Origin of the sequence: Thiomicrorhabdus heinhorstiae, assembly GCF_013391765.2 — a bacterium.
Classification (GTDB): Bacteria; Pseudomonadota; Gammaproteobacteria; order Thiomicrospirales; family Thiomicrospiraceae; genus Thiomicrorhabdus; species Thiomicrorhabdus heinhorstiae.
The window spans coordinates 17,783-44,603 of the sequence record NZ_JACBGI020000012.1 but is presented as its reverse complement, the minus strand read 5'-3'; the positions used below and the strand labels follow the sequence as shown (position 1 = coordinate 44,603).

Below are 26,821 nucleotides of genomic sequence, written 5' to 3'. Positions count from 1 at the left end.
CGGGTTTTTTTATGCTTAAAATTATTTTCATAACATATGTTTATAGTAGATTTTTAAGATATTTTATTTGAGCTTGCCGTTGTTTGTTCTTGTGTTAGTATGAAACTCGAAGTTTAGTAAAAATGCGGGGAAAACTCGATGGGACACAGAACTTTAGCCTCTACCAGGACGGTGCTTTGTGTTGATGATGCGCCGAACAATTTAGCCTTGCTTAACGAATGTTTGAAAGAGCACTATAGCGTCAAGCTTGCCAATAACGGTTTGAAAGCTCTCAGTCTGCTTGAGAAATTCGGAGCTAGCGGCGAAATCGATTTGATCTTGCTGGATGTTATGATGCCGGAGATGGACGGTTACGAGGTCTGTCGGAAGATCAAAAGTAATCCAGCCTGGCGTTATATCCCGATTATCTTCATTACCTCTAAAACAGCTCCGGAAGACGAACAGCGTGCGCTTAAAGAAGGCGCCAACGATTTTATTCCGAAACCGATCAATCCGGATGTTTTGCTCGCACGAATTAAAACCCATCTGGAACTGAGTCAGTATCATCTTCGTTTGCGCAACGAGAAAAGACAGCTTGAAGTTAACCTTCAAGAGAAGTTAACCGATATTTTTCGCCTGCAGCAGGCTACGTTGAATGTGATGATTTCTCTTGCTGAATTCCGCGATGAAGATACCGGCAACCATATCAAGCGTACGCAATCCTATATCGAGCTCCTTGCCGAAGAGGTGGAACGTACTTACCCGCATCTTGGTCTGGATGAAAAAAGCCGCGAGTTGATTGTGCAGGCGGCACCGTTGCATGACATAGGTAAAATCACGACACCGGACCATATCTTGCTCAAACCGGGAAAATTGACGGATGAAGAGTTCGATATCATGAAGCAGCACGCTCAGAGCGGGGCTGATATTCTTGCCGCAGCGGCGAGGGAGATGGGGTCTTACGGTGGTTTTCTGGATGTTGCACAGGAAATAGCGTTGACACACCACGAAAAATGGGCCGGAAATGGTTATCCGCGTGGATTGGCCGGTGATGATATTCCTCTCAGCGGTCGCCTGATGGCGATTGTTGACGTGTATGATGCGCTTCGTTCCGAGCGCCCTTATAAGCAACCCTTCAGTCACGAAAAGTCGATGGCAATTATTGAAGAAGGTAGTGGAAGCCATTTTGATCCGCGTTTGGTGGAATGCTTTAGAAGCCGTGGCGAAGAAGTCTGTCTTATTGCCGAAAAGCTGGGTTAACCGTTTGGCGTTCTTAAGAATTTCATTAGCGCTAAAGGTCGGTCTATGAATTATTCTCAGCACGCGCAAAAGAAAATTCAATCGGGCTTGCTGTTAGTGGTGCTGCTTACACTTCTTCTCGGAGGAGCTGCGATCTGGTTTCTCGGAAAAGGGTTGATTCAACAGAATGACTTTGATCAAAAATATCATACTGTCGGTTCTCTGTTGGACTTAAATCAGTCGATCTCGTTTGAAGACGCCCGAACAACCGTTGTCTATATCACCCACGATTCTGCACAGTTGGAAGAATTATCCGCAGTACAGGCAAAAACCGATGCCGATTATCACACCTTCCTAGAGAGCCTTGATCTCTACAATTATGAAACGACGGACATGATTGTTCTTGAGCGGTATTTTTTAGATTTTACCAACCAGCGCAAAAGAGTTGCGGATTGCGCGGCAACCGCGTTGTGTTTGCAGGAAATCGAGAGTTTGCATTATTACAGCGATATTCTGCGTAATGATTTGATCAGCCGTATGGAGAGGTTGTTTCTTAATCTGCCGATTAATGAACGGCGCATTACCGTCAAAATGCAATTTATCGCTCATCTGGTTAAGTGGAATAACCAGCTGCATCGGACACTTTCGATTATTCGCAGTTTTCAGGAGTCGAATAATTCCAAGGTTCTGCCGGTATTGCAGCTGGCAAATAGAGAGTTGCAGTCGGAACATCGAATTCTTAAGCAGATGTTTGATGCCTACGAAGCGGATCTTTTACCGGAAGTCAGAAATTCCCTCAGCTCGTTGATCAACCATTTTGAACGTGTCGATACCGGCTACACCTATAAAATTCTGCTTAATGAGGTGTCGGTCGCGACTAAGCTTCCATTCCGAACCAGTGTCGCTTTGCCTTTGCTTGAGGAAAGTAACGAGACGATCAAACTGTTTTACGATCACTCGATGAAGCAGTACCACTTATACCAGCGCAATGACCTGTTGATATTCATGGCCGGCCTGGCGATTATCATTCTTTTTCTGTTAATAGTTCGTAAAGTCATTTATCGAATCCGTTTTGATGCCTTGATGCCTCTGCAGCAGAATCAGGCGATTCTCGATAATGCCGCCTCCGGTATTATTCAGATTGATAGCCAGGGAATGATCAACCGGGTTAATAATAAGGCTCTACAGATGTTTGGCTTTGGCGAAAAAGAGTTGCTGGGACAGAACGTCAAAATTCTGATGCAGGAGAAGGACGCACTCGAGCACGATGGTTTTATTCGCCGTCAGCTGGCAACCGGCGAAAACCGGATTATCGGAACGGGGCGAGAAGTGATCGGGGTAACCAAACGAGGTAAACACTTCCCGATGCATTTGGCGATCAGTCGAATTGATCTTGACAATAAAACCAGCTTCATCGGGGTTTTAACCGATCTGAGCGAGAGGGAAAAAGAGCGCTTGGCGATAGAAGCGCGCAATAAGTTATTGACCGCCCTGAGGCAGACGATGCAAGATTTTGTTGTCAATACTCGCGATAATGCCGCTATCTGGGATAGTTTATTACGTTCTTTGTTGGATATCTCCAGCAGTGAATACGGTTTTATCGGCGAGGTGATTCATCAGGATGGCGGCAAGCGGTGTTTGAAGTTGCACGCCTTGACGAATATCTCTTGGAATGATGAATCCCGTACCTTGTTTGAAAAATTGAAATCGCAGGATATGTTGCTGTGCAGCGCAGAGACCATGATCGGACGGGTAATGTACGAAGAGCAACGGATTATCAGCAACGATGTGGCAAATGATCCTCGCGGCGGACATACTCCGCCAGGACACCCCGAATTACAACGCTATATGGGAATTCCGATCTTTCTCGGCAAAGAACTGGTCGGCGTTTACGGAATTGCCAACCGGAAGGATGAATATACCGAAGAGTTAGCCAACTTCTTAGAGCCATTCCATGCTACCTGCGGGGTCATGATTGCAGGGATGCGCCAAGCCGAGAAGCAACATGGACTGGTGCAAAGCCTTGAGGAGGCAAAAGTACAGGCAGAATCGGCAACGGCATTGAAATCGGAATTCCTGGCGAATATGAGTCATGAAATCAGAACGCCGATGAATGCGATTCTAGGCTTGTCGCATTTGGCGCTAAATACACATTTAAACTATCAGCAGCGTGATTATGTTAATAAAATCAACCGTTCTGCCAACAGCCTGTTGGGGCTGGTCAACGATATTCTTGATTTCTCGAAAATCGAGTCAGGCAAGTTACTGCTCGAGCGCATACCTTTAAAAATCGAAGATTTGATAGAGGACAGCCTTATTGCGGTACAGACTCAGGCTGAGCAGAAGCAGCTGGAGCTCTTTGTCTATATTGACTCCTCCTTGCACTCGAATGTGCAGCCGCCATTGTACGGAGATCCGGTGCGGATCGGGCAGGTGTTGATCAATCTGCTTGGGAATGCGATTAAGTTCATCGAGCGGGGTTATGTCTTGCTGGAAGTTAAGCTTGTCAGCAGTAAAAACAATCGCTGGTTAGTGGCATTCCACGTTGAAGATACCGGGCCGGGGATGGAAGAGTCGCAGCTCAATCGCCTGTTTGAGGTTTTCACGCAAGCCGATGCCTCGACTACCCGCAAACATGGCGGCACCGGATTGGGGTTGGCTATTTCGCGCAATCTTGCGCGCGAGATGGACGGGGATATTACGGTAGCCAGCAGCCTAAATCGCGGCAGCGTCTTTACCTTAAGCATTCCGTTTTCTCCGGTTCATTCCCTGCCCAGGTCGGAAACTCTGCAATTAAGACAGATCGCATGGGTGGTTGACGATACGGACATGGCCTTGCAGCAGATGCAGTTTCAGTTGGAAAGCTTTGGAATGGATGTGCGTTTATTCTCGACGGCGGATGAAGTTCTGGATGCCCTGAAAGAAGGTCTTGCGCCTGACTGGATGTTTGTTGATTGGATTATGCCGGACACGGACGGGATCGAGTTGATTCAGGCAATGCGCAGGGCTCATCCGGAACTGGGGTCGAAGGTGGTGCTGAATTCCTTCTATGATTGGAGTAAGTTGCAAAGTCTTGCCGAGCGCAACGACATTCGTTATTGTCTGCACAAACCGATTTTGCCAAGCCATTTGCAGCGACTTTTTGAAAACAAAAGCGATTACTATCCACGCAAGACCCAGGCAGATAACTCAATCGTCATTCCTGACTTAAGCGGAAGACATCTGCTGGTGGTCGAAGATAATGTGCTGAATCAACAGATTGCCCAAGAGATGTTACTGCAGACCGGGGCGAGGGTTACGGTCGCGAATAACGGTGAGCAGGCGCTTTATCTTCTACTGAAAGGAAATCATCTGTTTGATGCCGTTCTGATGGATATTCAGATGCCGGTAATGGATGGGATTGAAGCGACTAAGGAGATTCGTCGTCATCCGCAATTTGCGCGCTTGCCGATCCTGGCTATGACGGCGCATGCCTTCAAGGAAGAGGTAGATCGTTGTTTTGCTGCGGGGATGGATGATCATCTTTCCAAACCGATTATTCCGGCGAAATTCTTTGCGGTTCTGATGGAACTGTTCGGCGCGAGGGAATTAGTTAAAACTGAAAAGGATTTCTCTGTCTCCGAAGTTGAAAGAATTTTTCCTCTGCCGGAGATGCAGGGGATTGATTTGCAGTCCGCCAAGGCTTTGCTGAAGAGCAGACCGGGCTTTTTTGAAAGTATGCTGTTTGACTTTTTAAACCGCTATAAAGATGCGCCGGAGAAGCTGCAAGTATTGCTGGTGCATAGCCAGTGGCCGGAGTTGGGACGCTACCTGCACACTTTGAAGGGGTTGGCTGCCAGTGTCGGTTATCAATCGCTGTCTGCGATGTGCGCCAAGCTGGAAAAGCAGTTTGCGGAAATTCAACCGGGTCCCGACCTGCATTATTCCGAGGGAGAAGTATGGCAGGAGTTTACCGGTGCTCTGCAACAGTTTTCCGCTTTGCACACGGTGCTATGGAATCGATCCGCACCGTTTATCGAAGCCTATCAATCTCAACAGGCGCAGGCTGAAAAAACGGATGTTTCCCATTTACCGGTGGACGAAGTTCTGTGGAATGAGCTACGGCAGACGTTGAAGGATCAATTGCAGAAAATGGAAGGTAGTGTGCTTGATCTTTGGGAGCAAAACCGAGGCATAATCAAACAGGCCCTTGGTAGTCATGCCTATCGGCAGGTAGAGACAGCGATACAAAATTTCGATTTTGATGAAGCTCTAGCTCTTTTAGAAAAGGACAGGAAATAAATACCGGTCCAGTTTTAGGACCGGAAAATCTAGGAGTTGATGTGAATCGATGCTCTTATTCAATCGCGCTAAAGCGGCACACATTGACACTGATGTAGTCCTGATAAGCGCTACCACTCTGAATCCAGTTTTTTACTTTATTCAACTGCGCTTGCGGTTGAGCGTAAGAGTCGTCCAGTTCCAGTTTAAAAGCGTATTTAAAGCGCGGCTCATCTTCATCCAGACAAAGTACCTGTTCGTTTTCGACGAAGATGGCTTTGCTGGCCGGTTTTTTCGGTGTCGAAATAAACGACAGTTCACCATGCTCGTTGAATAGTTTTTGCACTTCTTTATTGAAGAACTCTTTGCTCAGAGGATTGAACTGATAGTACTCTTTCAGCATCGTTTCGGCTTGTGCAGATAGGTTGTTGCGCAAATCGGCAACACTGGCGAATTTATCTTCGCCCAATTCGTAGATCACATATGCCTGATCGCTGGCACCGACACCCAGAGTCTCGTCACGTACGACAATGAGACCTTTATCGGCGTCATCCAAAATCAGTTGTAAATCTTCATCGCTCATTGCGTCGAGAGCATTTGTAAATTGTTCCAAATTCATAATTGTTCTTACCTCATAAAATCAAATTCGGAGACAAAAACGGGGCTGTACAGCCCCATTGTTTGACTACGTAGTGTTTACCGGATTAAGTGGTTAAGTTGGCAAACAGCGTCGGAAGTTTCTCCGGCAGGCGCATGACATTATCGACAATCGCGAAGCGGTTGGCTCCGAAAATATTCTGTACATATTTATCGGCATACTGGTCGATCGTCAAGCAGTAGCTGTAGATACCTTTGGTCTGAAGTTCCTCTACGGCTTTCTTGGCATCTTGTTTCAGATACTGTCCGTCTTTTTCGTCGATATCTGCAGGTTCTCCATCGGTAATCACCAGCAGTAGTTTCTGCTTCGATGACTGCTTATCCAGATATTTACCTGCGTGGCGCATCGCCGCTCCCATACGCGTCGAAAGCCCGCCTTTCATGCCTGCCAGTTTGGCGTGTACGTCCGGATCAAACGGCTCGTCGAACTGCTTGAAACGAGTATACTGGACATCGTGGCGACCGTCAGACGAGAAACCGTGTACCGCAAACTGGTCACCGATACCGTTAATGGCATGCGATACCAGAATCGCCGCTTCCTGAGTCACCTGCAGGATCGTTTTATCCGAGCCGGGCACGATCTCGTTAGTCGATTCCGACATGTCCAGAAGAATGACCACCGAAACTTCGCGGGTGCGGATCACATTTTTCATGGTGATGCGCGGGTCGGGTTCCTGCCCCATGCGCAGCGCGGTAATCGCTTCGACACAGGCGTTCAGATCCAGTTCGTCTCCGTCTTCCAGGCGGCGCATACGTTGCAGACCGACCGATTGCAGTTTATCGACAATCTGTTTGATTCGGTGTGCAATCTGTTTGTTCTCGTCCAGAATGCGGTCGTAAATCCCCGGATCGCCTTTTCTGGCACGGTGCTCGTAAAGCGTGGTCCAGTTCGGGCGGTGCAGCTGTACACGGTAGTCCCATTCGTCATAGTGGAACGGATCTGAAATCGGTTCGATTCCTTCCATTTCGTTCCATGAGACGCCGTTGTCTTCGTACGGATACAGTTCCGAACCAAGTACCCAGACTTCATCGTGGTCAACATCCACCAGCTCGGAATCGATCTCGTTGATCATTTCCATCAGTGATACGTGCTTGCGAACGGTTTCCTTGTAAGCATCACCGCCGCCTGGAATCTCTTCCCACTCATCCGACTGCCAGATCAGGCGGTTATCATCACGATAGCCGAAGCGCTGTTTACTGATTTCAGTCAGAGACTGCCAACGTTGCAGTGATTGATTCAGTACGTTGTATAACAAGACACCCATCTTCCAGGACCACATTTCATTGTCCTGATTCTCTTCGATCTGTTCATAGAAGCGATCAACCACTACCTGCAGCTTTTCGTCTTCGAACGGATGCTCAGGATCCATGAGTTTCAATGCCAGGTTTTCCAAACGCGCTGCTGTTGAAGAGGCATCCAGTTTTTTGGCTTCTTGAGATTCGCGGACGACTTTACGCCATAGTTTGCGTAACCCCGGGAAGTCCTGAATCGCTTTGTATTCAACGCGCGCATCCTCCATCAGTTCGATAAAGAACATCTGCTGCGGGTTCAACTGTTCCATGGTCACGGCTTGAGTGGTGTACATCAAGTGTGCGGCCATGTGCGCGGCCATGGCGCGATAGACATCGGTCCCTTTGACATCGCCCATGTCGTTCAAAGCGTCCGGTAGGTGCATGGCGTTCTTTTCGAAGAAAGGTTTAAAGTCTTCGAAATCCGCCGCGGCAGGGCGGATAAAGAAGTCGCGACCCCAGAAAGCGCGTAGGTAGAAGTTGATCGAACGGTGGTTGTCGATAAACAGGGTCCCTTTACGCTGCTGCTGGAATACCGCTTTGGAGTCTTCCGATTCCAGCGCGAAGTACTTCATCTGCGCTTCGAACTTACGGGCGTGCGCCTGCACACCCCACATCGCCCAGCGACGCAGGCCGGAAACCGTCAGCTTGGATAGAATTTCGTCGATGTTGTTCAACATCGGGCGCAAGCCGCGTGGCGACTTGGAACCGATCTGATAGATCAGTTGCAGATATTGACGCAACAGGTCGATATCACCGGTACGTTCGGCGGCAAGCGGTAGCGAGCTCAACAACAGGGAGACCACTTCACCGGACGTCACCGACGACAGTTTCATCACCGTTTCGTGAATATCGTCGAGAATTTCGTCTTCAACCTGATGAACGACCTCCGGAATGGATTCCAGATAAGCGACAACGATCTGTTTACCCTTACCAAGATAGGCGATACCCTTTGCGTTCTCCAGCCAAGTGTGACGCGCCGCTTCGTTCATGTGGTGCGAAGCCTCATGAATCATTGAATCCAGGCGGTCTGCCAATTCCGGAATGCTTTCCAATATGGATTGTTTGATTTCTTCGATATCTGAACTCATAATCGCAATCTCATTTTTTGTGGATTTGGATGAGAATCGGATGGCCCGATTCTAAAACGGCGCCATGCTTTGTCAGCAGAGGGCGCCGTTGACTAACTCATACAGAGTTTCTTTTGAAAGCAGTATTTAGTTACTCTTCAAAGAACGTCTCTACGGTTGTCATTAGCGTATCCAAAATATCCAGATCGTCGGTCAATGGAGTGATTAGCGCCATGCGACACGCTTTATTTGGCGAAACACCCTTGGCAATCAACTGTCCAGCGTAAACCAACAGACGGGTAGACATACCTTCGTCCAGACCGTGACCTTTCAGGTTACGCGAACGCTGAGCGATCTGTACCAGTTTTTCTGCAACCGAAAGTTCGATGCCAGCTTCTTTTGAAACGATCTCCGCTTCTACTTTTTCCGCCGGATAATCAAAGCTGAAACCACCGAAACGTTGTTTGGTCGATTGTTTCAGGTCTTTCATCATCGACTGATAACCAGGGTTGTAAGAGATAACCAGCTGGAAGTCAGGATGCGCTTCAACCAATTCCCCTTTTTTGTCCAGTGGAAGTACGCGACGGTGGTCGGTTAGCGGGTGGATTACGACCGTGGTATCCTGACGAGCTTCAACTACCTCATCCAGATAGCAGATCGCACCGATACGTGCCGCAACGGTCAGTGGACCATCCTGCCATTTGGTTCCCTGCGGGTCGATCAGGAAACGGCCGACCAGGTCGGAAGCGGTCATATCTTCGTTACAGGCAACGGTGATTAACGGCTTGCCAAGTTTGTGAGCCATATATTCAACGAAACGTGATTTACCACAACCAGTCGGACCTTTAAGCATCATCGGCATACGTGAAGCATATGCGGATTCGAATAGCTCAACTTCATCGCCAACCGGGCAGTAGTACGGCTCTTCTTTAATAACGTATTGTTGAGGGTCAAGTGCATTGATTTCTGACATGTTTGCTTCTCCGTCTTCAAACTTTTATATGTACTCACTGTTCAACCAATGAACACATGTAAAAGATAGAAAAAGCCAGCCGGTTTCGGGGACGGCTGGCTCCTTTGCCCGGCAGGGAGGTAAGTACCTGAAGGGCAAAGAGGGTAGAGGTTGGAGAATATGACATCATCGCATCTCCAACCCGGATTCTTATGCGATACGGAACCGACTCCTGGTCTTTCCCGTATCGACGCCCTACCGAAGTAAGACGATTTTCAATCGTTTTCTAATTTAATTGCCGGTTTCCACTTTGATCCGTTCCAAAATGGAATGATCAGGTTTGCCTGTGATTCTGGTGCGAGGCGGACGCAGCACAGGAACCGGAGTGTACAAAAGGTACATGAGGATTCCGAGCAGCGCCCAACAAAGCTCCGGGGTTACTGGCGAACCTTAGAAACCATTTTTAAATTAGATGTCGCCACGCTTGATTAGCATGTTCGCACCTTGAGACTGAGAGAAGTTATCGTAACCAATCAAACGAACGTGGTTGTTTGGGTTGGCTGCGATACAGTTGTTGATCTCTTCAAGAACAACATTCACATCAGTTTCACCGAACATTGGAAGTTTCCACATGTACCAGAAGTAGTCAGTTGCACGCTCAGGTTCTGAGTGTTCAATCGCAGGGTTCCAACCTTTGTTGATGATGTATTGAACTTGTGCTTTGATCTGATCGTCGTCCATTTTTGGAAGGTAAGAGAAAGTCTCTGCCTTACGTGACATAGGATCAGAAATACGTGATGGATAATCTTGAATACTCATTTATATTTCTCCTAAATTCCGATTACTTGTGAGATACGTCTAGTTTGTCAACAGTATCGAATTCGAACTTGATTTCTTTCCAAGTTTCCATTGCGATCTTAAGCTCTGGGCTAGACTTAGCTGCGTTAGTAAGGATGTCTTTACCTTCTTTCTCAACTTCGCGACCTTCGTTACGAGCTTGAACACACGCTTCAAGAGCAACACGGTTAGCTGCTGCACCCGCTGCGTTACCCCATGGGTGACCTAGAGTACCACCACCGAACTGAAGAACAGAGTCGTCACCGAAGATAGTAACCAGTGCCGGCATGTGCCATACGTGGATACCACCGGAAGCAACCGGGATTACACCAGGCATTGCACCGAAGTCTTGGTCGAACATGATTCCGCGTGAACGGTCTTCAGGGATGAATGAATCACGCATGATGTCGATCCAACCTAGAGTCGCTTCACGGTCACCTTCAAGCTTACCGACAACCGTACCTGAGTGAAGGTGGTCACCACCTGACAAACGAAGTACTTTTGAAAGTACGCGGAAGTGGATACCGTGTAGTGGGTTACGGTCGATTACACCGTGCATCGCGCGGTGGATGTGCAACAACAGACCGTTCTTACGGCAGTAGTTTGCAAGACCTGTGTTCGCAGTCAGACCACCAGTCAGGAAGTCGTGCATGATGATCGGAGTACCGATCTCTTTCGCGAATTCCGCACGCTCGTACATCTCTTCAGGTGTACCGGCAGTAACGTTCAGGTAGTGACCTTTACGCTCACCCGTCTCCGCTTCTGCTTTCAGAATTGCATCCTGACAGAATAGGAAACGGTCTCTCCAGCGCATGAATGGCTGAGAAGTGACGTTCTCATCATCTTTCGTGAAGTCAAGACCACCACGAAGACACTCATAAACTGCACGACCGTAGTTTTTAGCAGATAGACCAAGTTTCGGTTTGATAGTACAACCCAACATCGGACGGCCGTACTTATCCATTTTGTCACGTTCAACCTGGATACCGTGTGGAGGCCCACCACAAGTCATAACGTAAGCTAGTGGGAAACGGATATCTTCAAGACGGATAGAGCGAAGCGCTTTAAATCCGAAAACGTTACCAACCAAAGAAGTCATTACCGATACGATTGAACCTTCTTCAAAAAGGTCGATCGGGTAAGCGATGAAAGCGTAGAACGCAGAGTCGTCACCAGGAACGTCTTCAATGCGGTATGCACGACCTTTGTAGTAGTCAAGGTCAGTTAGAAGGTCAGTCCAAACAGTTGTCCAAGTACCTGTTGAAGATTCTGCAGCTACCGCAGCAGCGATTTCTTCACGAGGAACACCATCCTGTGGAACTACTTTAAAACATGCTAGGAAATCTGATTCTTTCGGCTCATATTCCGGCATCCAATAAGTTTCGCGGTATTCTTTTACACCAGCGTTATACGTCTTTGCCATATTTGACCTCTTTAACGGTTAATCATGGTTTAAATTTTTAAGAGTAAAATAAAAGCCGCGGCGCTTTCGATTAGCATTACGGTTTTGTGATACTCTTAGCTAAAAAATTTGAAGAGAGTTTGGAAAATTTCCCCGAATAAACTTCCCGTCAAATTTCGTTGAAGCCTATGTTAGGAAAAAGCAAATTTTTTTTCGCGCACGCTTTGTTATAGTGAAAATAAACAAATGTTTATGCTAATGGCGTTAGGCGCCGTATTTTCAATAACCATAACAGGATTAGGGTTATGCAAAATTTGCACATTACCGCGCAACAGATTCGAATTTTTGAAGCAGTGGCCCGTTTAGGGAGTTTTACCCGCGCTGCCGAAGAGCTGAATTTGTCACAACCGGCGGTATCGATCCAAGTAAAACGCTTGGAGGAGAACAACGATGTAAAACTAATCGAAGTGGTTGGAAAGAAGCTTTATCTCACGCCTCCGGGCAAGCAGATGTTTCAAAGTTGTCAAAAAATTCTTGAAGAATTACAGGAATTGAATGTTTCCATCAAGTCGGCGCAGAACAATGTTGAAGGGGAACTGCGCATGGCAGTGGTGACTCCTGCCAAGTATTTTATGCCTTATATTTTGAAGGCTTTTTTGAACCGTTTTCCGGATGTTCGCCCGTCGATTACGGTTATCAACCGCCGGCGAATTATCGATGAGCTTAAGAACAACCAATATGATTTATCGATTATGGGACGCGTCCCCGAAGAGTTGAAAATGGACGCTTTTCCGTTCTTTGAAAGTGAATTGGTGGTTGTGGCGCATCCGAGCCATCGGTTAAGTAAGCAAAAAAATATCGCGATTGAAGATATTGCCAACGAACGTTTTCTGATGCGTGAGGTCGGTTCGGGAATCCGTTCTTCGGTGGTAGAAAAGTTTGCCGAGCATGATCTGCATATCGAGCCTTATATGGAGCTGGGCAGTACCGAGTCAATGAAGCAGGCGGTAATGGCGGATTTGGGTATCTCCGTCCTTCCTAAACAGGCGATTCGTATTGAGGTCAAGTACGGTCATCTGGTGATTCTGGATGTGCAGGAGTTCCCTCTGATCCGTAACTGGTACGTTGCGCGTATGAAAGACAAATCGTTAATGCCGCCTTCCCAAGCCTTTCTGGATTTTCTGCAAACCGTGGATATCAAAAAATTACTGGCGATGTCGGATACCCGTTAATCGGTTGTTTACGCTTAACAGCCAGGCAACGGCGCAGTACAATAAGAGCATTCCTATTCTAAGTCTGTTCGATTATGCCTGAAAAAATTTCGCTCTTAGCACGTAATGCTACGCTTCGCCAGTTGCAAGTATTTGAGAGTATTGCGCGTCACCACAGCTTCTCTAAGGCAGCTGAAGAGCTGCATTTGACTCAACCGACTGTCTCGATGCAGGTTAAAAAACTGGTCGACGTCCTGGAAACGCCGCTATTCGAGCAGATCGGTCGTAAAGTTTATCTCACCGATGCCGGTCAAGTGTTGTATGACTGCGCCAGTGTAGTGTTGAACCAACTTTCCTTTGCCGAACAGAAAATCAATCACATTAAGGGGTTCTCCGGTGGCAGTGTCAAGTTGTCGGTGATCTCGACCGCACAGTACTTTGTACCGAAGGTGGTGTATGATTTTACCCAGGCCTATCCGGATGTCACTGTGATTATGCGGGTTGGAAATAAAGAGACTTTATTAGATCGTATCGCTAACAACAAAGACGATTTCTATCTGCTGGGGCAGCCGCCTGAAGCTTTGAATGTCGAATCTTCGCAGCTGGCGATTAATCCTTTGGCATTTGTTGCCAACAGCAAGCATCCGCTGGTAGGCAGAAGGCTGACCATTGAAGATCTCGAAGACGAACCTTTTTTGATGCGAGAGACCGGTTCGGGGATTCGCGCCCATATCGAAAAAGTCTTTGAAGAGTTTGGTTTTCAACCGCATATCAAGATGGTGCTCGGCGGTAACGAAGCGATTCGTCTCGGTTTGTTGCAGAATTTGGGAATCACCGTCGCATCCGTGCCGACCCTGATGAATGAAATCAATCAAGGCGAAATCAGTATTCTCGATGTGGAAGGTTTTCCGATCAATCGCCACTGGTATCTAGTGCACTCAAAAGGCAAGGTTTTGTCGATTGCCGCAGAAAAATTAATTGAGCTGTTACGCACTGAAGGGGAGAAGCTCAGCAAGAAAGCCTTTCAAAAACTTGACTAAAATCAAGTTTCAATTCGATTTCTTTTCAGTATCGAAACTAATCGATATGTTATCTGATTTTGTATAGCTCTAAAGCAATGGATTAGATCAAAATTATTGATTGGAATAAATCCATGCTCTCTTTATAATGACCTCTCAAGTTTCGGGGTTAGATCATAATTATTTGATTTAACAAAAATAAAGGATGTTCATCTCGGGCGAATAAGCTCAGACATCCCTACAATTTGAGGTAAGAAAAATGGATCAGTCGAATCGTTACGCTGACTTAACTCTATCTGAAGAGAACTTGGTTGCAAATGGTAACCACCTTCTTGTTGCATACCGTCTAAAACCAGCTGCTGGTTACGGTTTCCTAGAAGTAGCGGCTCACGTTGCTGCTGAATCTTCAACTGGTACTAACGTTGAAGTTTCTACTACTGATGACTTCACTCGTGGTGTTGACGCTCTAGTTTATGAGATCGACGAAGCTGCTTTCGGTGAGAAAGGTGGTCTGATGAAGATCGCTTACCCGGTGGATCTATTCGATCCTAACCTAATTGATGGTCACTACAACGTTTCTCACATGTGGTCTTTGATTCTGGGTAACAACCAAGGTATGGGTGACCACGAAGGTCTACGTATGTTGGACTTCTTGGTTCCAGAGCAAATGGTTAAGAAATTCGACGGTCCAGCGACTGACATCTCTGACCTGTGGAAAATCCTAGGTCGTCCAGAAGTTGACGGTGGTTACATCGCCGGTACGATCATCAAGCCTAAACTAGGTCTACGTCCTGAGCCATTCGCGAAAGCATGTTATGACTTCTGGTTGGGTGGTGATTTCATCAAGAACGATGAGCCACAAGCTAACCAGCCTTTCTGCCCAATGGAAGTTGTTATTCCTAAGGTTGCAGAAGCAATGGATCGCGCTCAACAAGCGACTGGTCAAGCGAAACTATTCTCTGCTAACGTAACTGCAGACTTCCACGAAGAAATGATCAAGCGTGGTGAATACGTTCTTGGCGAATTCGCTAAATACGGTAACGAAAAGCACGTTGCATTCCTGGTTGACGGTTTCGTAACTGGTCCAGCTGGTGTGACTACTTCACGTCGTGCATTCCCAGATACCTACCTACACTTCCACCGTGCAGGTCACGGTGCGGTTACTTCTTATAAGTCACCAATGGGTATGGATCCTTTATGTTACATGAAGTTAGCTCGTCTAATGGGTGCTTCAGGTATTCACACTGGTACTATGGGTTACGGTAAAATGGAAGGTCACAATGACGAGCGCGTACTAGCTTACATGCTTGAGCGTGACGAGTGTCAAGGGCCTTACTTCTATCAGAAGTGGTACGGCATGAAGCCGACTACTCCGATCATCTCTGGTGGTATGAACGCGCTTCGCCTACCAGGTTTCTTCGAGAACCTAGGTCACGGTAACGTCATCAACACTTGTGGTGGTGGTTCATTCGGTCACATCGACAGCCCAGCTGCCGGTGGTATCTCTCTAGGCCAGGCTTATGACTGCTGGAAGACAGGTGCAGACCCAATCGAATACGCGAAAGAGCACCCAGAATTCGCTCGCGCATTCGAATCATTCCCTGGTGATGCTGACAAGCTATTCCCAGAGTGGCGTGAGAAGTTAGGCGTTCACAAATAACTGAGTGTATAAACACTTGTTTATGTGAACCGATAAAAAACCCTGCTCCTGTGGCAGGGTTTTTTTTAAATTTTTCTATTGTTTTTACGATTAAAGCACATTCGATTTGAGCCTTTTCCATGGTAAGGAAGAGAATTTTTGAGAAACTCTCTTTGTAAGGGCTTAAATTTAATTTACTTTTTCTTTCGCTTGCGCCGTTTTAGGTGCAGTCTTTCAGTTTTTATCTAATAGTTTTCGGGGAACTCAAGATGGATATTTCACAATACAAAATTGACAACGAACCTTTCTACGACGCGCAATCTAACGAGATTGAACTGTATGAAGCGGCTTACGACGCTCGCCTGCCAGTCATGGTAAAAGGGCCGACCGGTTGTGGTAAATCACGTTTTGTCGAACATATGGCATGGAAACTGGGTAAGCCGATTATCACGGTTTCCTGTAATGAAGATATCACCGCTTCCGACCTAGTCGGTCGTTACCTGCTGGATGCCAACGGAACTCGTTGGGTTGATGGTCCTTTAACCATGGCCGCTCGTTACGGTGCTATCTGCTATCTGGATGAGATCGTTGAGGCGCGTCAAGATACGATGGTGGTTATCCACGCGCTAACTGACCATCGTCGTGAACTTTCTCTGGATAAAAAAGGTGAACTAATTAAAGCGCATCCTGATTTCCAGCTGGTTATCTCTTATAACCCGGGTTATCAGTCGCTAATGAAAGACCTTAAGCAATCAACCAAACAGCGTTTCTGTGCACTGGACTTTGATTATGCCGATGCGGAAACCGAAGCACACATCCTGCAAAAAGAGGGTGGTGTTGACGAAGCGACGGCTAAGAAGTTGGTTCAAATCGGTGAAACTGCGCGTAATCTGAAAGGTCACGGTCTGGATGAAGGTATTTCTACTCGTCTTATGGTTTATGCAGCAACTCTGATCAACAAAGGTATCTCACCGGTTGAAGCCTGTAAGATGGCGCTGGTTCGTCCGATTACCGACGATGCAGACATTCGCGAAACTCTAGACAACGCAATCTCGATGATCTTCGGCTAAATCATCATTTGAGCTCTGTCGCCTTTGGCGCTGTGCGGTATTGGTTTCGGTTATGTACGATTTGTACATTCCCTCAACCTGCTTTGCACAGCATCCAAAATCGACATTCTCAAATAGATGATTGCTCTTTTTGTAAGAGTTTATTTTTCAATTAAACGAATGAGAACGTTTAAGTATGAATGAAGAGTTATTTGCTGAATATCAGGAAAAGTTTACCTGTAAGTTTCCAAAAGCGGTCGAGCTGTTTCCTGAGTTGCTGGGATATGCGGTGTCCAAGTTGTCACCTGAAGGGGTTGAGGCTTATTTAGACGGTGCGAACTTCCTGTGTAAAATCGGTCAGGGTGTTGAGCCGGTATTGGTGTACATGGAAGTGATGCCGGATATTGCTTCGCACTTCGGAAAGGGCACCAATAAAATGATTGCTGACTACAGCTATCTGATGGCGCGTAGTCCAAATAAAAAAGCTTTGATTCCATTTTTGTCGACGCTAGGGCATGTGTGCCGTCGTATCGATCGAATCGAAGATTTAGAGTTTTATCTGCAAATTATTGACGAATATGTCGAAAAAACGCAGACGGTTATCCACGGACACCACTCTTTGTATGAGAGCCCGGGGATGGTTGCTCTGTTGGAGTCTATGCCGCAACTGATTTCTAAGTTGTGCCTGAACGGTATTCGTAACTTTATCGATTACGGCGCACGCAACTATCTGAATGCGCCGGACGAGCAGATCGCCTACTTTAAGCTGGAATCGCACGATGCCAAGAGCATTATCACCCGCGAGCGCAAAGGGACAACCTTTAAGGATGTCGAACGTCACATGGATATGCTTAAGGAATGTATGTGGGATTGCGACCTGCCGTTCCAGACATTTGCGACCGCATTTGACCAGCTACGCAAACCGGTTCCTTATCTTGATGACGAGCTGATTGCCATCCCGGATGTGTATGATGAAGAGAATGGCGTATCGGGTATAGACCGTTACCGCGCGACTTTAGCGCATATGATGGCGCACAAAACCTGGTCGTCTCAGCTGATGGCGGATAACTTCGCACCGCATATGCAGCTGTTTATCTCGATGTTTGAAGACTGTCGTGTCGAGCATTTAGCAATTCAACGCTATCCAGGGCTGAAAAAACTGTTCCTGTCGTTGCATCCATATCCTGAAAAAGGTGCTTGTGACGATAAGAAAATGTCGTGTCTGCGTTACCGTGCAACGCGTATGTCGCGTGCGCTGCTGGATGAGAATTTCGACCCGGAAAACCCGTTGCTGGAAGAGTTTCGCGAGCGCTTCCATAAAGTCATGGCTGAGAAAGGTGAGGGTTCAACCACTCAGGATATGGCTGAGTTGGGTATCGATTTCTATGTGAAGACGCGCAAGCAGTCTTCGGACAGTTTGCCGGGCGTCTTTTTCGACGATACCGAAGTCTCTTACCGTGACGACAACCGCTATATCTGGTTCTACTACGAGGAGTATGACGAGTCGGATGAGATCATGCCGAACGAGTATGAGAACGAAGAGAAAATTGTCGAAAATGAGGGTGGTTTGCCGCCGCGTCACTACGACGAGTGGGATTATATTTCGGAAGGCTATCGTCCTGACTGGACGACTGTTTACGAGCGTCTGCATCCGTCCGGAGATGCCGGTAAGATCGACCGCCTGATGGCAAAACACGACGTGCTTGCCAAGCGTTTGAAGAAAATGATCGAGATGCTGAAGCCGCAGAATAAAAAGCGTATTCGCTTCCAGGAGGAAGGCGAAGAGCTGGATCTGGATATCGCGTTGCGTTCGGTGATCGACTTCAAGAGCGGACAGGCGCCTGATCCGCGTATCAACTATAGCCATACGACCGATAGCCGTAATATCGCCGTGATGCTGTTGGTGGATACGTCGCAATCCTTGAATGAGCGCAACGAACAAACCGGTCAGACATTGTTGGAGCTTTCCGAAGAAGCCCTGGCAATTACCGCCTGGACGGTTGAACAGTTGGGCGATAAGTTTGCGATTGCCGGTTTCTGTTCCGATACCCGCCATGAAGTGCGTTATCAGCATATTAAAGGTTATTCGGAAGGTTACACCGACGAAGTCAAAGCACGTATTGCCGCGATGGAAGCCTCTTACTCAACTCGTATGGGGGCGGCAATGCGTCATGCGGCACACTATCTTGAAGGCCAGCAGGCGGAGAAAAAGCTGATGTTGGTGTTGACGGATGGTGAGCCGGCAGATATTGATGCCAAAGATCCGCAAACCTTGATTCAGGATACGCACAAGGCGGTCGAAGAGCTACAGAGTAAAGGTATTTATTCTTACTGCATCACGGTCGATCCAAAAGCGGATGAGTATGTGGCAGATGTATTCGGCAACCAGTACACGGTCATCGATCATGTTGATAAATTGCCTGAGCAATTGCCGCAAGTCTTTATGAAGCTGACGCATTGATTTGGGGTGGTTATGGCTAATTCTATGAAATCCTTAATAACGGTTCGTTCGATTTTCGATTTTCGTGGTGAAACTTTTTGCTATGAGTCCGAAATAGTTTTACCTCCTGTTGTTGACGATATCGATCTGTTTTTGGAACAACTTCCTCATAGAATCGCGAAACTGAATGATTTGGATGTTATCTCTTATAAATTCGAGATGTTGGAATCAAGCGAGATTGAAGTCATTCATTTTCAATCCCGCATTCAATCGGCGATATCGAATCTTCCAATGAGAGTCGATAGATTCCTGGAGCTTTATCAGGAGGTTGGTCCCGATGCTTATCTACAGGAAATCGCCGAAGCTCATCAAATTGATTTGGACACGAGTCCGCAAATAGCCAAAGCTCTCAAGGCGGCCTATAAACTCGGTAGTGAGCACAAGCCCAAGGAAAAGCGCGTTACCAACACCTGGTTTTAAAGAGGGTGCGGTAATTTTTGTTAAGACGTCGGTTAAGTCGCTCGTGTCCTTGACCATTTCAATGCTTCAGTGTGTAATAGCGAATATTAGAGAAAGATGATTGTCTATGGGTGATCACGATTTTTAACAAACTTGGCTATAGCACCGCTCAAAAATGCGCTCGTAAGCAATTACGGGCCTTTTTTGTATCTGCATCTCTCTAAATATTTCATAAGGAGCACTCAATGTGCCTGATTATTGTTGCCTTAATGCTGATATTGCTTTATGCCCTGTCCGGTCAAATTGATTCGCTGGTATTGAGTGAAATTCTTAATGGGCACAAGGTTGAGATTGCCCAGAGTTGGGAGTTATTCGCGGTGTTGTGGCAGGCGGGTTTATTAGCCTTTCTAGCTGGTGTTTTAGCCGTGTTGTTGATTATGAAACTGTTTTCCGGTCAGGGCGGGAATGACGCGAAATAGGAGTGAAAGCCATGTGCGATAAGTGTGACTGCGATCAAAAAATTCAGGAGCTTCTGGAGAGAAATGAAGCCTGGGTGCAGCAGGTAAATGAGGAAAGTCCTGGGTTTTTCCAAAGTCTGGTCGCTCAGCAGACTCCGGAATATTTGTGGATCGGTTGTTCCGATAGCCGGGTTCCGGCGAATGAGCTGGTCAAAATGGACCCGGGAACGATCTTCGTCCATCGTAATATCGCGAATTTGATTAACTCCAGCGACATGAATGCCTTGAGTGTCATTCAATATGCGGTTGAAGTGCTCAAGGTAAAGCATATTATCGTTAACGGTCACTATGGTTGCGGCGGGGTTGCCGCCGCTTTGAAACCGGGGAATCCGGATTTGATCGACCATTGGGTTCGCCCGATCCGCAAGTATTATCAGAGAGCTAAGGAGACTTTGGATCAGTTGCCGGAATCGGAAAGAATCGACCGTCTATGCGAAATTAATGTCGAAGAACAGGTGCGCAATATCTGTCATGTTCCGGCGGTTAGAAAGGCCTGGGAAAACGGCCAGGAACTGTCGGTCCACGGTTTTATCTATGCCATCAAGGACGGACGTTTGCATAATCTGAACGTCAGTATCAGTAGCTTGGATGAAGCGGATAAAATGCTTTTGAGAGACGACGATTAACGTCCAATTGTCTCATGCTTCTTTAACTAAAGCGGCCAATTGCTCTAAAAACAGCGGTTGGCCGCTTTTTTGATGCGGCAAAGAAACCAGCGGGGCTTGGACATAGTCATCAATATCTGCGGCGTAATTTGTGCCGGGTTCTATTTGATTGATAACGATCGCAGCCAGCTTAAGGCCTCGATTGAGAACGGCTTCCTGACTGAGAAGAATCTGATTGATGCAACCGAGACGGTTGGCGGCGACCAAAATAACCGGAAGTTGTAATTCGACGGCCAGATCGGCGTTAAGCCCGTCCGAGCTTAATGGAGAGTACCAGCCGCCGGCACCTTCAACCAGTTTAATGTGCCCTGAAGGTGTTTGGCACGCATGCGCCAGTTGTCGAGTGGTGATAGTTTTGCCTGCCTGCAATAGCGCCTGATGCGGCGAAATAGGAGGTTCGAAACAGTTGGGGCAGATGCTTTCAAGCGGTTCGATATTGCCGGCGGCGGATTGCAGTTGAAGAGCGTCCTCACTCAGTAAGGAGCCGTCGGTTTGTAGGATGCAGCCGGAAGCGATCGGTTTGCGCGGCGCAACCTTATGACCCGCATGGCTCAGGCTGTACGCCAGACAGGCGGTGAAAAAGGTTTTGCCGACGTCGGTGTCGGTTCCTGTGACAAAAAAGCCGATCTTTAGATCGGCTTTTTTGTTGTCAGGGCTCGCCATCACCATTACAAGTTTTCCGTCAGACGTGCCTGCGCTTCCTGATATTTTTCCAGCGTTTTGGCCACGATCTCGTCAGGCAGTTCCGGTCCGGTTTGCGGATTTTTGTCCCAATCCAGACTTTCCAGATAGTCGCGAATATACTGCTTGTCGAAACTAGGCGGGTTGCTGCCGACCTGATAGCTGGTTGCCGGCCAGAAGCGCGAGCTGTCCGGAGTTAAGGCTTCGTCGATCAGGTAGATGGTGCCGTCTTCGTCTTCGCCGAATTCAAATTTTGTATCGGCGATAATGATGCCGCGTTCCAAAGCAAAATCGGCAGCGAACTGATACAGTTTCAAGGCAAGCTCTTTGACCTTACTGGATTTCTCTTCGCCCATGATTTCGCTCAGGCGTTCAAAGCTGATGTTCTCGTCGTGATCGCCTTGCTCTGCTTTCGTGGATGGAGTGAATAGCGGTTCAGGAAGTTTTTCGGCTTTCTTCAAACCTTTCGGAAGTTTGATTCCGCAGACGGTGCGGTTCTTTTTGTATTCTTTCCAGCCTGAACCGACCAGATAACCGCGAACAATCGCCTCAACCGGCAAAGGTTTCAGTTTGCGAACGATCATGCCGCGCCCTTCAAGTTGCTTCAGTTCTTCCGGTGTCAGATAGTCGGCAAGACTCTTGTCTGTGACCAGCTGGTTTGGCACGATGTGCTGGGTTTTTTTCATCCAGAATTGAGCTGTCTCGGTCAGGATGCGCCCTTTGCCGGGGATTGGCGTCGGTAGAATCGCGTCAAACGCTGAAATGCGATCGGTAGTGACGATCAGCATGTAATTCTCGTCAATGTCATAAATGTCGCGCACTTTTCCTTTGGCAATCAAAGGAAGGCTGGTGAGTGTGGACTCATAAAGCGGCTGCATAGAGATATCCTGTCATTTAAAAGTGTTTAATCATCTTTCTGCTTATTGGCGTAGGGGTACTTCAAACTCCCAAAGCGCAAAATCAGCGTTGATATGGTAATGAGGGTAATGGTTCCGGCTACAGCCAGCATCTGCCATTCACTGAGCGATTTCATATCGAGAATCAGATAACGGGCCAGGGCGACTATCGCAATGTACAGCGGTAAGCGGATCGGCAGTTTTCCTGAATCCAGATAGATCGCGACCATGGCAAGGACTTCTAGATATAGGAAAAGTAACAGCAGATCGCCCAAGGTCACAGTGTGATTATGCGCCATTCGGTAGGCTTCGTGACCGCCGGCATAGATGGTTGCGATGGCGATAATGACCAAACCGATAAATTCGAAAACATGAATCAGCTTCTTAAAGCCTTTTTCTGCTTTGGTTGTGGGCCGATTACGACGTGTCTGTAATAGATCCGGTTCGTTTGTCATTCAAAACTCCCTGTCGCTAAAGCGAGCATTATAGCGATTATTTATGAATAAATAGTGACAGAAACACATTATGCCCGGGGCGCCATTTTTTTGCCCATTTTATAAGTATGCTGTTAAAATGCACGCATTATTTTTTTAATATTTATTTATTAAGGTGTTATAGAGATGGCAAAACAAGAAAACTGGATTGCGCCTTCGATTCTGTCGGCCGATTTTGCACAATTGGGTAAGGATGTTAAGGACGTAATCGCAGCAGGTGCGGATGTGGTTCACTTCGATGTAATGGATAACCACTATGTTCCTAACTTGACGATCGGTCCATTGGTTTGTGAATCTTTGAAAAAGTTCATGGATAATGAAGGTGTTAAAGCGCCGATCGACGTTCACCTTATGGTTAAACCGGTGGATCGCATCATTCCTGATTTTATCAACGCCGGTGCCGACTACGTTACTTTCCACCCGGAAGCTTCCGAGCACATCGACCGTTCTTTGGCGATGATCAAGGATATGGGTGCCAAAGCCGGTCTGGTATTCAACCCGCATACTTCTTTGAGTTACCTTGAGCACGTAATGGATAAGATCGATATGATTTTGATCATGTCGGTTAACCCTGGTTTCGGTGGTCAGTCATTTATCCCTCAAGCTTTGGAAAAACTAAAAGCTTGCCGCCAACTGATCGATGCATCCGGTCGAGATATCCGTTTGGAGATCGATGGTGGTGTTAAGGTTGAAAATATCCGTGAAGTGGCAGCCGCTGGCTGCGATACTTTCGTTTCTGGTTCTGGTATCTTCGGTAAGGCGAATGCGGGCGATGCAAATCGCTACGATACAGTAATCCAGCAGATGCGTGACGAAATTGCGAAAGCGTAATCCCGTTACAAACAAGACCTGAAACTGACAACGCTGGCGTTGATCTCCATAAGAGCATTGTGGGGCGCCGGCGTTTTGTTGTTTTAGAAGAGCGCTTTGCTTTAAGCAGCCGCTAAAAAGACAGAATAAGAGAAGATTTAGAATGATGGAAAAATTAAAACCGGGCTTCGTATTAATCGACTTGGACGGAACCCTGATCGACAGTGTGCCAGATCTGGCTTACTGCGTTGATGAAATGATGAAACAACTGGGCATGCCTGTGCGTGGCGAAGATGCGGTACGTAACTGGGTGGGGAACGGCGTTCAACGTTTGACCGAACGCGCTTTGATCAACTCGGTTGAGGGGATGCCTGATCAGGGGCTGATGGATAAGGCCTATCCGATTTTCCTGGAATTGTATAAGCACAACACTTCACAGCGCAGTCGTGTGTACGATGGCGTGGTCGAAGGAATCGAATGGATGAAAGAGCAAGGTTACCGTGTTGCTTGTGTGACCAATAAAGCGGAAGCGTTTACGATTCCTCTGCTAAAAGACAAAGGACTTTTCGATTACTTTGAAGTGGTGGTTTCCGGTGATACCTGTGCCGAGAAGAAGCCACATCCTATGCCGCTTCTATACGCGGCAGAGCAATTGGGTGTCGAGCCGGAAAATGCGCTGATGATCGGTGATTCGAAATCGGATGTTAAAGCGGCGCGTGCGGCCGGTTTCCATATCTTCTGCATGACCTACGGTTACAACCACGGAGAAGATATCCGTGTTTATGAGCCGGATGTGATTATGGATTCGTTCGTCGAGTTAAAAGATTACCTGGAAGCGAAGTAATTCAATATCGGGGGCTTTTCGAGTCCCCGTTAATTTTGATAACCAGTCAAATGTTAAGAGACAGCTTAATGAAAAACGATTTTCTATCCTTTGCGAGAGCGTTCTTCCTTCAGTTGTTTCGCCCTGTGACTTGCTCTATCAGCGGAATCTACCGCTACTGGCAATTCCGACGCTGGCTTCGTCAGCAAGCGAAAAACCGTTAAGAATTTCTTAAACTCATATATATTCAATATATATTTATATATTCTCTTTAAAACCAAGGCAGATTTTTCATGGACGCAGCCGTTTTTGCTACCCTTGCTCAACAAGGCTACAGCCGTGCGCCTTTAATGCGCACAGTCTTGTCGGACTTCGATACGCCCCTAAGTGTTTACCACAAACTCGCTAATGGGGCTTACTCTTATCTATTCGAGTCGGTTCAGGGCGGTGAAAAATGGGGTCGCTACTCGATTATCGGTCTGCCGTGTCAAAGACGCATTGAGGTTCATGGCAAACAGATCCGTGAGTATTTTGGCGAGGAGTTGCTTCAGCAGCAAGTCAGCGAAGATCCTTTAGCGTGGATCGAAGCTTATCAGAAACAGTTCAAGGTTTTGCACAAGCCGGATATGCCGGCTTTCAGCGGCGGTCTGGTCGGTTACTTCGGTTACGACACGGTACGTTATATTGAGCCGAGATTGCAAAAGAGTATGCCGGAGCAAGACGATATCGGTGCGCCGGATATACTGTTGATGGTCTCCGAAGAACTGGTGGTGTTCGATAACCTGAGCGGTCAGGTGCACGTTATTGTGCATGCCGATTTGACACAGGCCAATGCCTATGAAACCGCATTAAAACGTGTTGACGAATTGTGTGCCGGCTTGTCCTCATCTTTGGCTGTGCCGAGCGACCTGCCGAGCGAATCGAAGATTGATGAGAGTGATTTCAAATCCAGCTTTGGTGAAGAAGAATTCAAGACAGCGGTTGAAAAAATTCAGGAATACATCCTTGCCGGGGACGTAATGCAGGTGGTCATCTCGCAGCAGATGTCGGTTGAGTTTAATGAACAGCCGATGGATTTGTATCGAGCCTTGCGTCATTTGAACCCGTCGCCGTATATGTTCTATCTGGATTTGGACGGAACCTATGTGGTCGGTTCTTCGCCCGAGATTCTGGTTCGTCTGGAAGACAGTATGGTGACGGTTCGTCCGATTGCCGGAACCCGTCGCCGCGGTGCAACCGAAGAAAAAGATTTGGCGCTTGAGCAAGACCTGCTGAATGACCCGAAAGAGATTGCCGAACACTTAATGCTGATCGACCTGGGTCGAAACGATGTCGGGCGGATTGCGCAGATTGGTTCGGTTGATCTGACCGAGAAGATGGTCATTGAGCGTTACTCGCATGTTATGCACATCGTTTCCAATGTAAATGGCAAAATTCGTCCGGGTATGACGGCAATCGATGTCTTGCGTGCGACCTTTCCGGCAGGAACTTTGTCCGGTGCGCCGAAAATTCGTGCGATGGAAATCATCGACGAATTTGAACCGGTCAAACGCGGTATCTACGGTGGGGCGGTTGGTTATCTGGGCTGGCAGGGTAATATGGATACCGCCATTGCGATCCGTACCGCAGTGATCAAAGATAATAAGCTGTTCGTTCAGGCAGGGGCGGGCGTGGTTGCCGATTCGGTACCGCAGCTTGAGTGGGACGAAACCATGAATAAGGGTCGCGCCGTTTTCCGCGCCGCGCAATTTGTCACTGAAGGATTGCAAACCGCCAATCCGAGCAAGCATAAATAATTTACGTTGTAGGAATTCTCCATGCTATTAATGATCGATAACTATGACTCTTTTACCTATAACCTTGTGCAGTACTTCGGTGAATTGGGGCAGCAGGTAGAGGTGTATCGTAACGACCAGATCGACCTGGAAACGATTGAAACTCTGAATCCGGAATTTCTGGTGATCTCTCCGGGCCCGTGTACTCCAACCGAAGCCGGAATTTCGGTGGAAGCCATAAAATGCTTTGCCGGCAAAATTCCGATTATGGGGGTCTGTCTCGGGCATCAATCGATCGGTCAGGCATTTGGCGGTAAGATTATCCGTGCCAAACAAGTCATGCATGGTAAAACCTCTCCGGTTTATCATAAGGATCAAGGCATGTTTACCGGCCTGCCTAATCCGGTGGAAACGACGCGTTACCACTCGCTGGTAATCGAGAAAGAGACTTTACCGGAGTGTCTGGAAATTACTGCCTGGACCCAGAACGAAGACGGTAGTTTCGACGAAATTATGGGCGTCCGTCATAAAGAGATGGCGATTGAGGGTGTGCAGTTTCATCCGGAATCGATTTTGACCGAGCAGGGCCACCAGATGCTGCGCAATTTTTTAGACATTAAATGTCTGAAAGACAGCGTGCCGCACTGTTAAAAATC

General features: G+C 47.4%; 22 protein-coding genes. 14 read left to right on the top strand and 8 right to left on the bottom strand.

Features of this window, described 5'->3' with window-relative positions:
• Window positions 1-138: 138 nt before the first annotated feature.
• Window positions 139-1,239: an HD domain-containing phosphohydrolase gene (locus H8792_RS07435; protein ID WP_185978313.1), complete on the top strand. Its 1,101-nt coding sequence runs from the start codon at window positions 139-141 to the stop codon at window positions 1,237-1,239.
• A 45-nt stretch (window positions 1,240-1,284) separates the two neighbouring features.
• Window positions 1,285-5,499: a response regulator gene (locus tag H8792_RS07430; RefSeq protein ID WP_185978312.1), complete on the top strand. Its 4,215-nt coding sequence runs from the start codon at window positions 1,285-1,287 to the stop codon at window positions 5,497-5,499.
• Between the two features lie 55 nt (window positions 5,500-5,554).
• Here H8792_RS07430 and H8792_RS07425 read toward each other — a convergent pair whose 3' ends face one another.
• The 5 genes from H8792_RS07425 to H8792_RS07405 form a co-directional block, all read right to left on the bottom strand.
• Window positions 5,555-6,097, bottom strand: coding sequence for a hypothetical protein (locus H8792_RS07425; RefSeq protein ID WP_185978311.1), 543 nt, complete (start codon window positions 6,095-6,097; stop codon window positions 5,555-5,557).
• Between the two features lie 85 nt (window positions 6,098-6,182).
• A complete protein-coding gene (locus H8792_RS07420; RefSeq protein ID WP_185978310.1) occupies window positions 6,183-8,516 on the bottom strand; it encodes a nitric oxide reductase activation protein NorD in 2,334 nt (777 codons plus the stop codon).
• Between the two features lie 130 nt (window positions 8,517-8,646).
• Entirely contained in the window at window positions 8,647-9,468 is an 822-nt protein-coding gene (locus tag H8792_RS07415; RefSeq protein ID WP_185978309.1) for a CbbQ/NirQ/NorQ/GpvN family protein, read from the bottom strand.
• A gap of 447 nt (window positions 9,469-9,915) precedes the next feature.
• Complete coding sequence (locus H8792_RS07410; RefSeq protein WP_185978308.1) at window positions 9,916-10,266, bottom strand: ribulose bisphosphate carboxylase small subunit; 351 nt, start codon at window positions 10,264-10,266, stop codon at window positions 9,916-9,918.
• 22 nt (window positions 10,267-10,288) lie between these two features.
• Window positions 10,289-11,707, bottom strand: coding sequence for a form I ribulose bisphosphate carboxylase large subunit (locus H8792_RS07405; RefSeq protein WP_185978307.1), 1,419 nt, complete (start codon window positions 11,705-11,707; stop codon window positions 10,289-10,291).
• Between the two features lie 284 nt (window positions 11,708-11,991).
• Between H8792_RS07405 and H8792_RS07400 the strand changes: the two genes are divergently transcribed.
• From H8792_RS07400 to H8792_RS07365, 8 genes are all read left to right on the top strand, one after another.
• Entirely contained in the window at window positions 11,992-12,918 is a 927-nt protein-coding gene (locus H8792_RS07400) for a LysR family transcriptional regulator (RefSeq protein ID WP_185978306.1), read from the top strand.
• A gap of 74 nt (window positions 12,919-12,992) precedes the next feature.
• A complete protein-coding gene (locus tag H8792_RS07395) occupies window positions 12,993-13,937 on the top strand; it encodes a LysR substrate-binding domain-containing protein (protein WP_185978305.1) in 945 nt (314 codons plus the stop codon).
• Window positions 13,938-14,175: 238 nt separating this feature from the next.
• Complete coding sequence (locus H8792_RS07390; protein ID WP_185978304.1) at window positions 14,176-15,576, top strand: ribulose-bisphosphate carboxylase; 1,401 nt, start codon at window positions 14,176-14,178, stop codon at window positions 15,574-15,576.
• A 248-nt stretch (window positions 15,577-15,824) separates the two neighbouring features.
• Window positions 15,825-16,625 (top strand): CbbQ/NirQ/NorQ/GpvN family protein, encoded by an 801-nt coding sequence (locus H8792_RS07385; protein ID WP_185978303.1) that lies wholly within the window; start codon window positions 15,825-15,827, stop codon window positions 16,623-16,625.
• Between the two features lie 175 nt (window positions 16,626-16,800).
• Window positions 16,801-19,065, top strand: a complete 2,265-nt coding sequence (locus H8792_RS07380; protein ID WP_185978302.1) for a nitric oxide reductase activation protein NorD — start codon at window positions 16,801-16,803, stop codon at window positions 19,063-19,065.
• 12 nt (window positions 19,066-19,077) lie between these two features.
• The gene (locus H8792_RS07375) at window positions 19,078-19,524 is read left to right on the top strand and encodes a hypothetical protein (RefSeq protein WP_194947653.1); all 447 of its coding nucleotides are present in this window, start codon (window positions 19,078-19,080) and stop codon (window positions 19,522-19,524) included.
• A 224-nt stretch (window positions 19,525-19,748) separates the two neighbouring features.
• Window positions 19,749-19,982 carry a hypothetical protein gene (locus H8792_RS07370; protein WP_185978300.1) on the top strand — a complete coding sequence of 78 codons (234 nt, stop codon included), beginning with the start codon at window positions 19,749-19,751 and terminating at the stop codon, window positions 19,980-19,982.
• A gap of 11 nt (window positions 19,983-19,993) precedes the next feature.
• On the top strand, window positions 19,994-20,647 hold the full coding sequence (locus tag H8792_RS07365; protein WP_185978299.1) for a carbonic anhydrase: 654 nt from the start codon (window positions 19,994-19,996) through the stop codon (window positions 20,645-20,647).
• 12 nt (window positions 20,648-20,659) lie between these two features.
• Here the strand turns inward: H8792_RS07365 and bioD are convergent, their stop codons facing one another.
• The 3 genes from bioD to H8792_RS07350 are packed head-to-tail and all read right to left on the bottom strand — an operon-like array spanning window position 20,660 to window position 22,718.
• Window positions 20,660-21,355 carry a dethiobiotin synthase gene (gene bioD, locus H8792_RS07360; protein ID WP_185978298.1) on the bottom strand — a complete coding sequence of 232 codons (696 nt, stop codon included), beginning with the start codon at window positions 21,353-21,355 and terminating at the stop codon, window positions 20,660-20,662.
• Window positions 21,355-22,245: a phosphoribosylaminoimidazolesuccinocarboxamide synthase gene (locus tag H8792_RS07355; RefSeq protein ID WP_185978297.1), complete on the bottom strand. Its 891-nt coding sequence runs from the start codon at window positions 22,243-22,245 to the stop codon at window positions 21,355-21,357. Before H8792_RS07355 ends, bioD begins: the two co-directional genes overlap by 1 nt.
• 26 nt (window positions 22,246-22,271) lie before the next feature.
• Window positions 22,272-22,718: a phosphate-starvation-inducible protein PsiE gene (locus H8792_RS07350; protein WP_185978296.1), complete on the bottom strand. Its 447-nt coding sequence runs from the start codon at window positions 22,716-22,718 to the stop codon at window positions 22,272-22,274.
• 165 nt (window positions 22,719-22,883) lie between these two features.
• On the opposite strand from H8792_RS07350, the gene rpe reads away from it, so the two are divergent.
• The 4 genes from rpe (at window position 22,884) to H8792_RS07330 (ending at window position 26,816) form a co-directional block, all read left to right on the top strand.
• Window positions 22,884-23,588 (top strand): ribulose-phosphate 3-epimerase, encoded by a 705-nt coding sequence (gene rpe / locus H8792_RS07345; RefSeq protein WP_185978295.1) that lies wholly within the window; start codon window positions 22,884-22,886, stop codon window positions 23,586-23,588.
• Between the two features lie 142 nt (window positions 23,589-23,730).
• A complete protein-coding gene (locus H8792_RS07340; RefSeq protein ID WP_228767000.1) occupies window positions 23,731-24,411 on the top strand; it encodes a phosphoglycolate phosphatase in 681 nt (226 codons plus the stop codon).
• 272 nt (window positions 24,412-24,683) lie between these two features.
• A complete protein-coding gene (trpE, locus tag H8792_RS07335; protein WP_185978294.1) occupies window positions 24,684-26,186 on the top strand; it encodes an anthranilate synthase component I in 1,503 nt (500 codons plus the stop codon).
• A 21-nt stretch (window positions 26,187-26,207) separates the two neighbouring features.
• Window positions 26,208-26,816 (top strand): aminodeoxychorismate/anthranilate synthase component II, encoded by a 609-nt coding sequence (locus H8792_RS07330; RefSeq protein ID WP_185978293.1) that lies wholly within the window; start codon window positions 26,208-26,210, stop codon window positions 26,814-26,816.
• Window positions 26,817-26,821 lie beyond the last annotated feature (5 nt).

Bases quoted from the DNA above. Each gene is read 5' to 3' on its own strand.
- H8792_RS07435 (WP_185978313.1), top strand. From the start codon at position 139: ATGGGACACAGAACTTTAGCCTCTACCAGGACGGTGCTTTGTGTTGAT.
- H8792_RS07430 (WP_185978312.1), top strand. From the start codon at position 1,285: ATGAATTATTCTCAGCACGCGCAAAAGAAAATTCAATCGGGCTTGCTG.
- H8792_RS07425 (WP_185978311.1), bottom strand. From the start codon at position 6,097: ATGAATTTGGAACAATTTACAAATGCTCTCGACGCAATGAGCGATGAA.
- H8792_RS07420 (WP_185978310.1), bottom strand. From the start codon at position 8,516: ATGAGTTCAGATATCGAAGAAATCAAACAATCCATATTGGAAAGCATT.
- H8792_RS07415 (WP_185978309.1), bottom strand. From the start codon at position 9,468: ATGTCAGAAATCAATGCACTTGACCCTCAACAATACGTTATTAAAGAA.
- H8792_RS07410 (WP_185978308.1), bottom strand. From the start codon at position 10,266: ATGAGTATTCAAGATTATCCATCACGTATTTCTGATCCTATGTCACGT.
- H8792_RS07405 (WP_185978307.1), bottom strand. From the start codon at position 11,707: ATGGCAAAGACGTATAACGCTGGTGTAAAAGAATACCGCGAAACTTAT.
- H8792_RS07400 (WP_185978306.1), top strand. From the start codon at position 11,992: ATGCAAAATTTGCACATTACCGCGCAACAGATTCGAATTTTTGAAGCA.
- H8792_RS07395 (WP_185978305.1), top strand. From the start codon at position 12,993: ATGCCTGAAAAAATTTCGCTCTTAGCACGTAATGCTACGCTTCGCCAG.
- H8792_RS07390 (WP_185978304.1), top strand. From the start codon at position 14,176: ATGGATCAGTCGAATCGTTACGCTGACTTAACTCTATCTGAAGAGAAC.
- H8792_RS07385 (WP_185978303.1), top strand. From the start codon at position 15,825: ATGGATATTTCACAATACAAAATTGACAACGAACCTTTCTACGACGCG.
- H8792_RS07380 (WP_185978302.1), top strand. From the start codon at position 16,801: ATGAATGAAGAGTTATTTGCTGAATATCAGGAAAAGTTTACCTGTAAG.
- H8792_RS07375 (WP_194947653.1), top strand. From the start codon at position 19,078: ATGGCTAATTCTATGAAATCCTTAATAACGGTTCGTTCGATTTTCGAT.
- H8792_RS07370 (WP_185978300.1), top strand. From the start codon at position 19,749: ATGTGCCTGATTATTGTTGCCTTAATGCTGATATTGCTTTATGCCCTG.
- H8792_RS07365 (WP_185978299.1), top strand. From the start codon at position 19,994: ATGTGCGATAAGTGTGACTGCGATCAAAAAATTCAGGAGCTTCTGGAG.
- bioD (WP_185978298.1), bottom strand. From the start codon at position 21,355: ATGGTGATGGCGAGCCCTGACAACAAAAAAGCCGATCTAAAGATCGGC.
- H8792_RS07355 (WP_185978297.1), bottom strand. From the start codon at position 22,245: ATGCAGCCGCTTTATGAGTCCACACTCACCAGCCTTCCTTTGATTGCC.
- H8792_RS07350 (WP_185978296.1), bottom strand. From the start codon at position 22,718: ATGACAAACGAACCGGATCTATTACAGACACGTCGTAATCGGCCCACA.
- rpe (WP_185978295.1), top strand. From the start codon at position 22,884: ATGGCAAAACAAGAAAACTGGATTGCGCCTTCGATTCTGTCGGCCGAT.
- H8792_RS07340 (WP_228767000.1), top strand. From the start codon at position 23,731: ATGATGGAAAAATTAAAACCGGGCTTCGTATTAATCGACTTGGACGGA.
- trpE (WP_185978294.1), top strand. From the start codon at position 24,684: ATGGACGCAGCCGTTTTTGCTACCCTTGCTCAACAAGGCTACAGCCGT.
- H8792_RS07330 (WP_185978293.1), top strand. From the start codon at position 26,208: ATGCTATTAATGATCGATAACTATGACTCTTTTACCTATAACCTTGTG.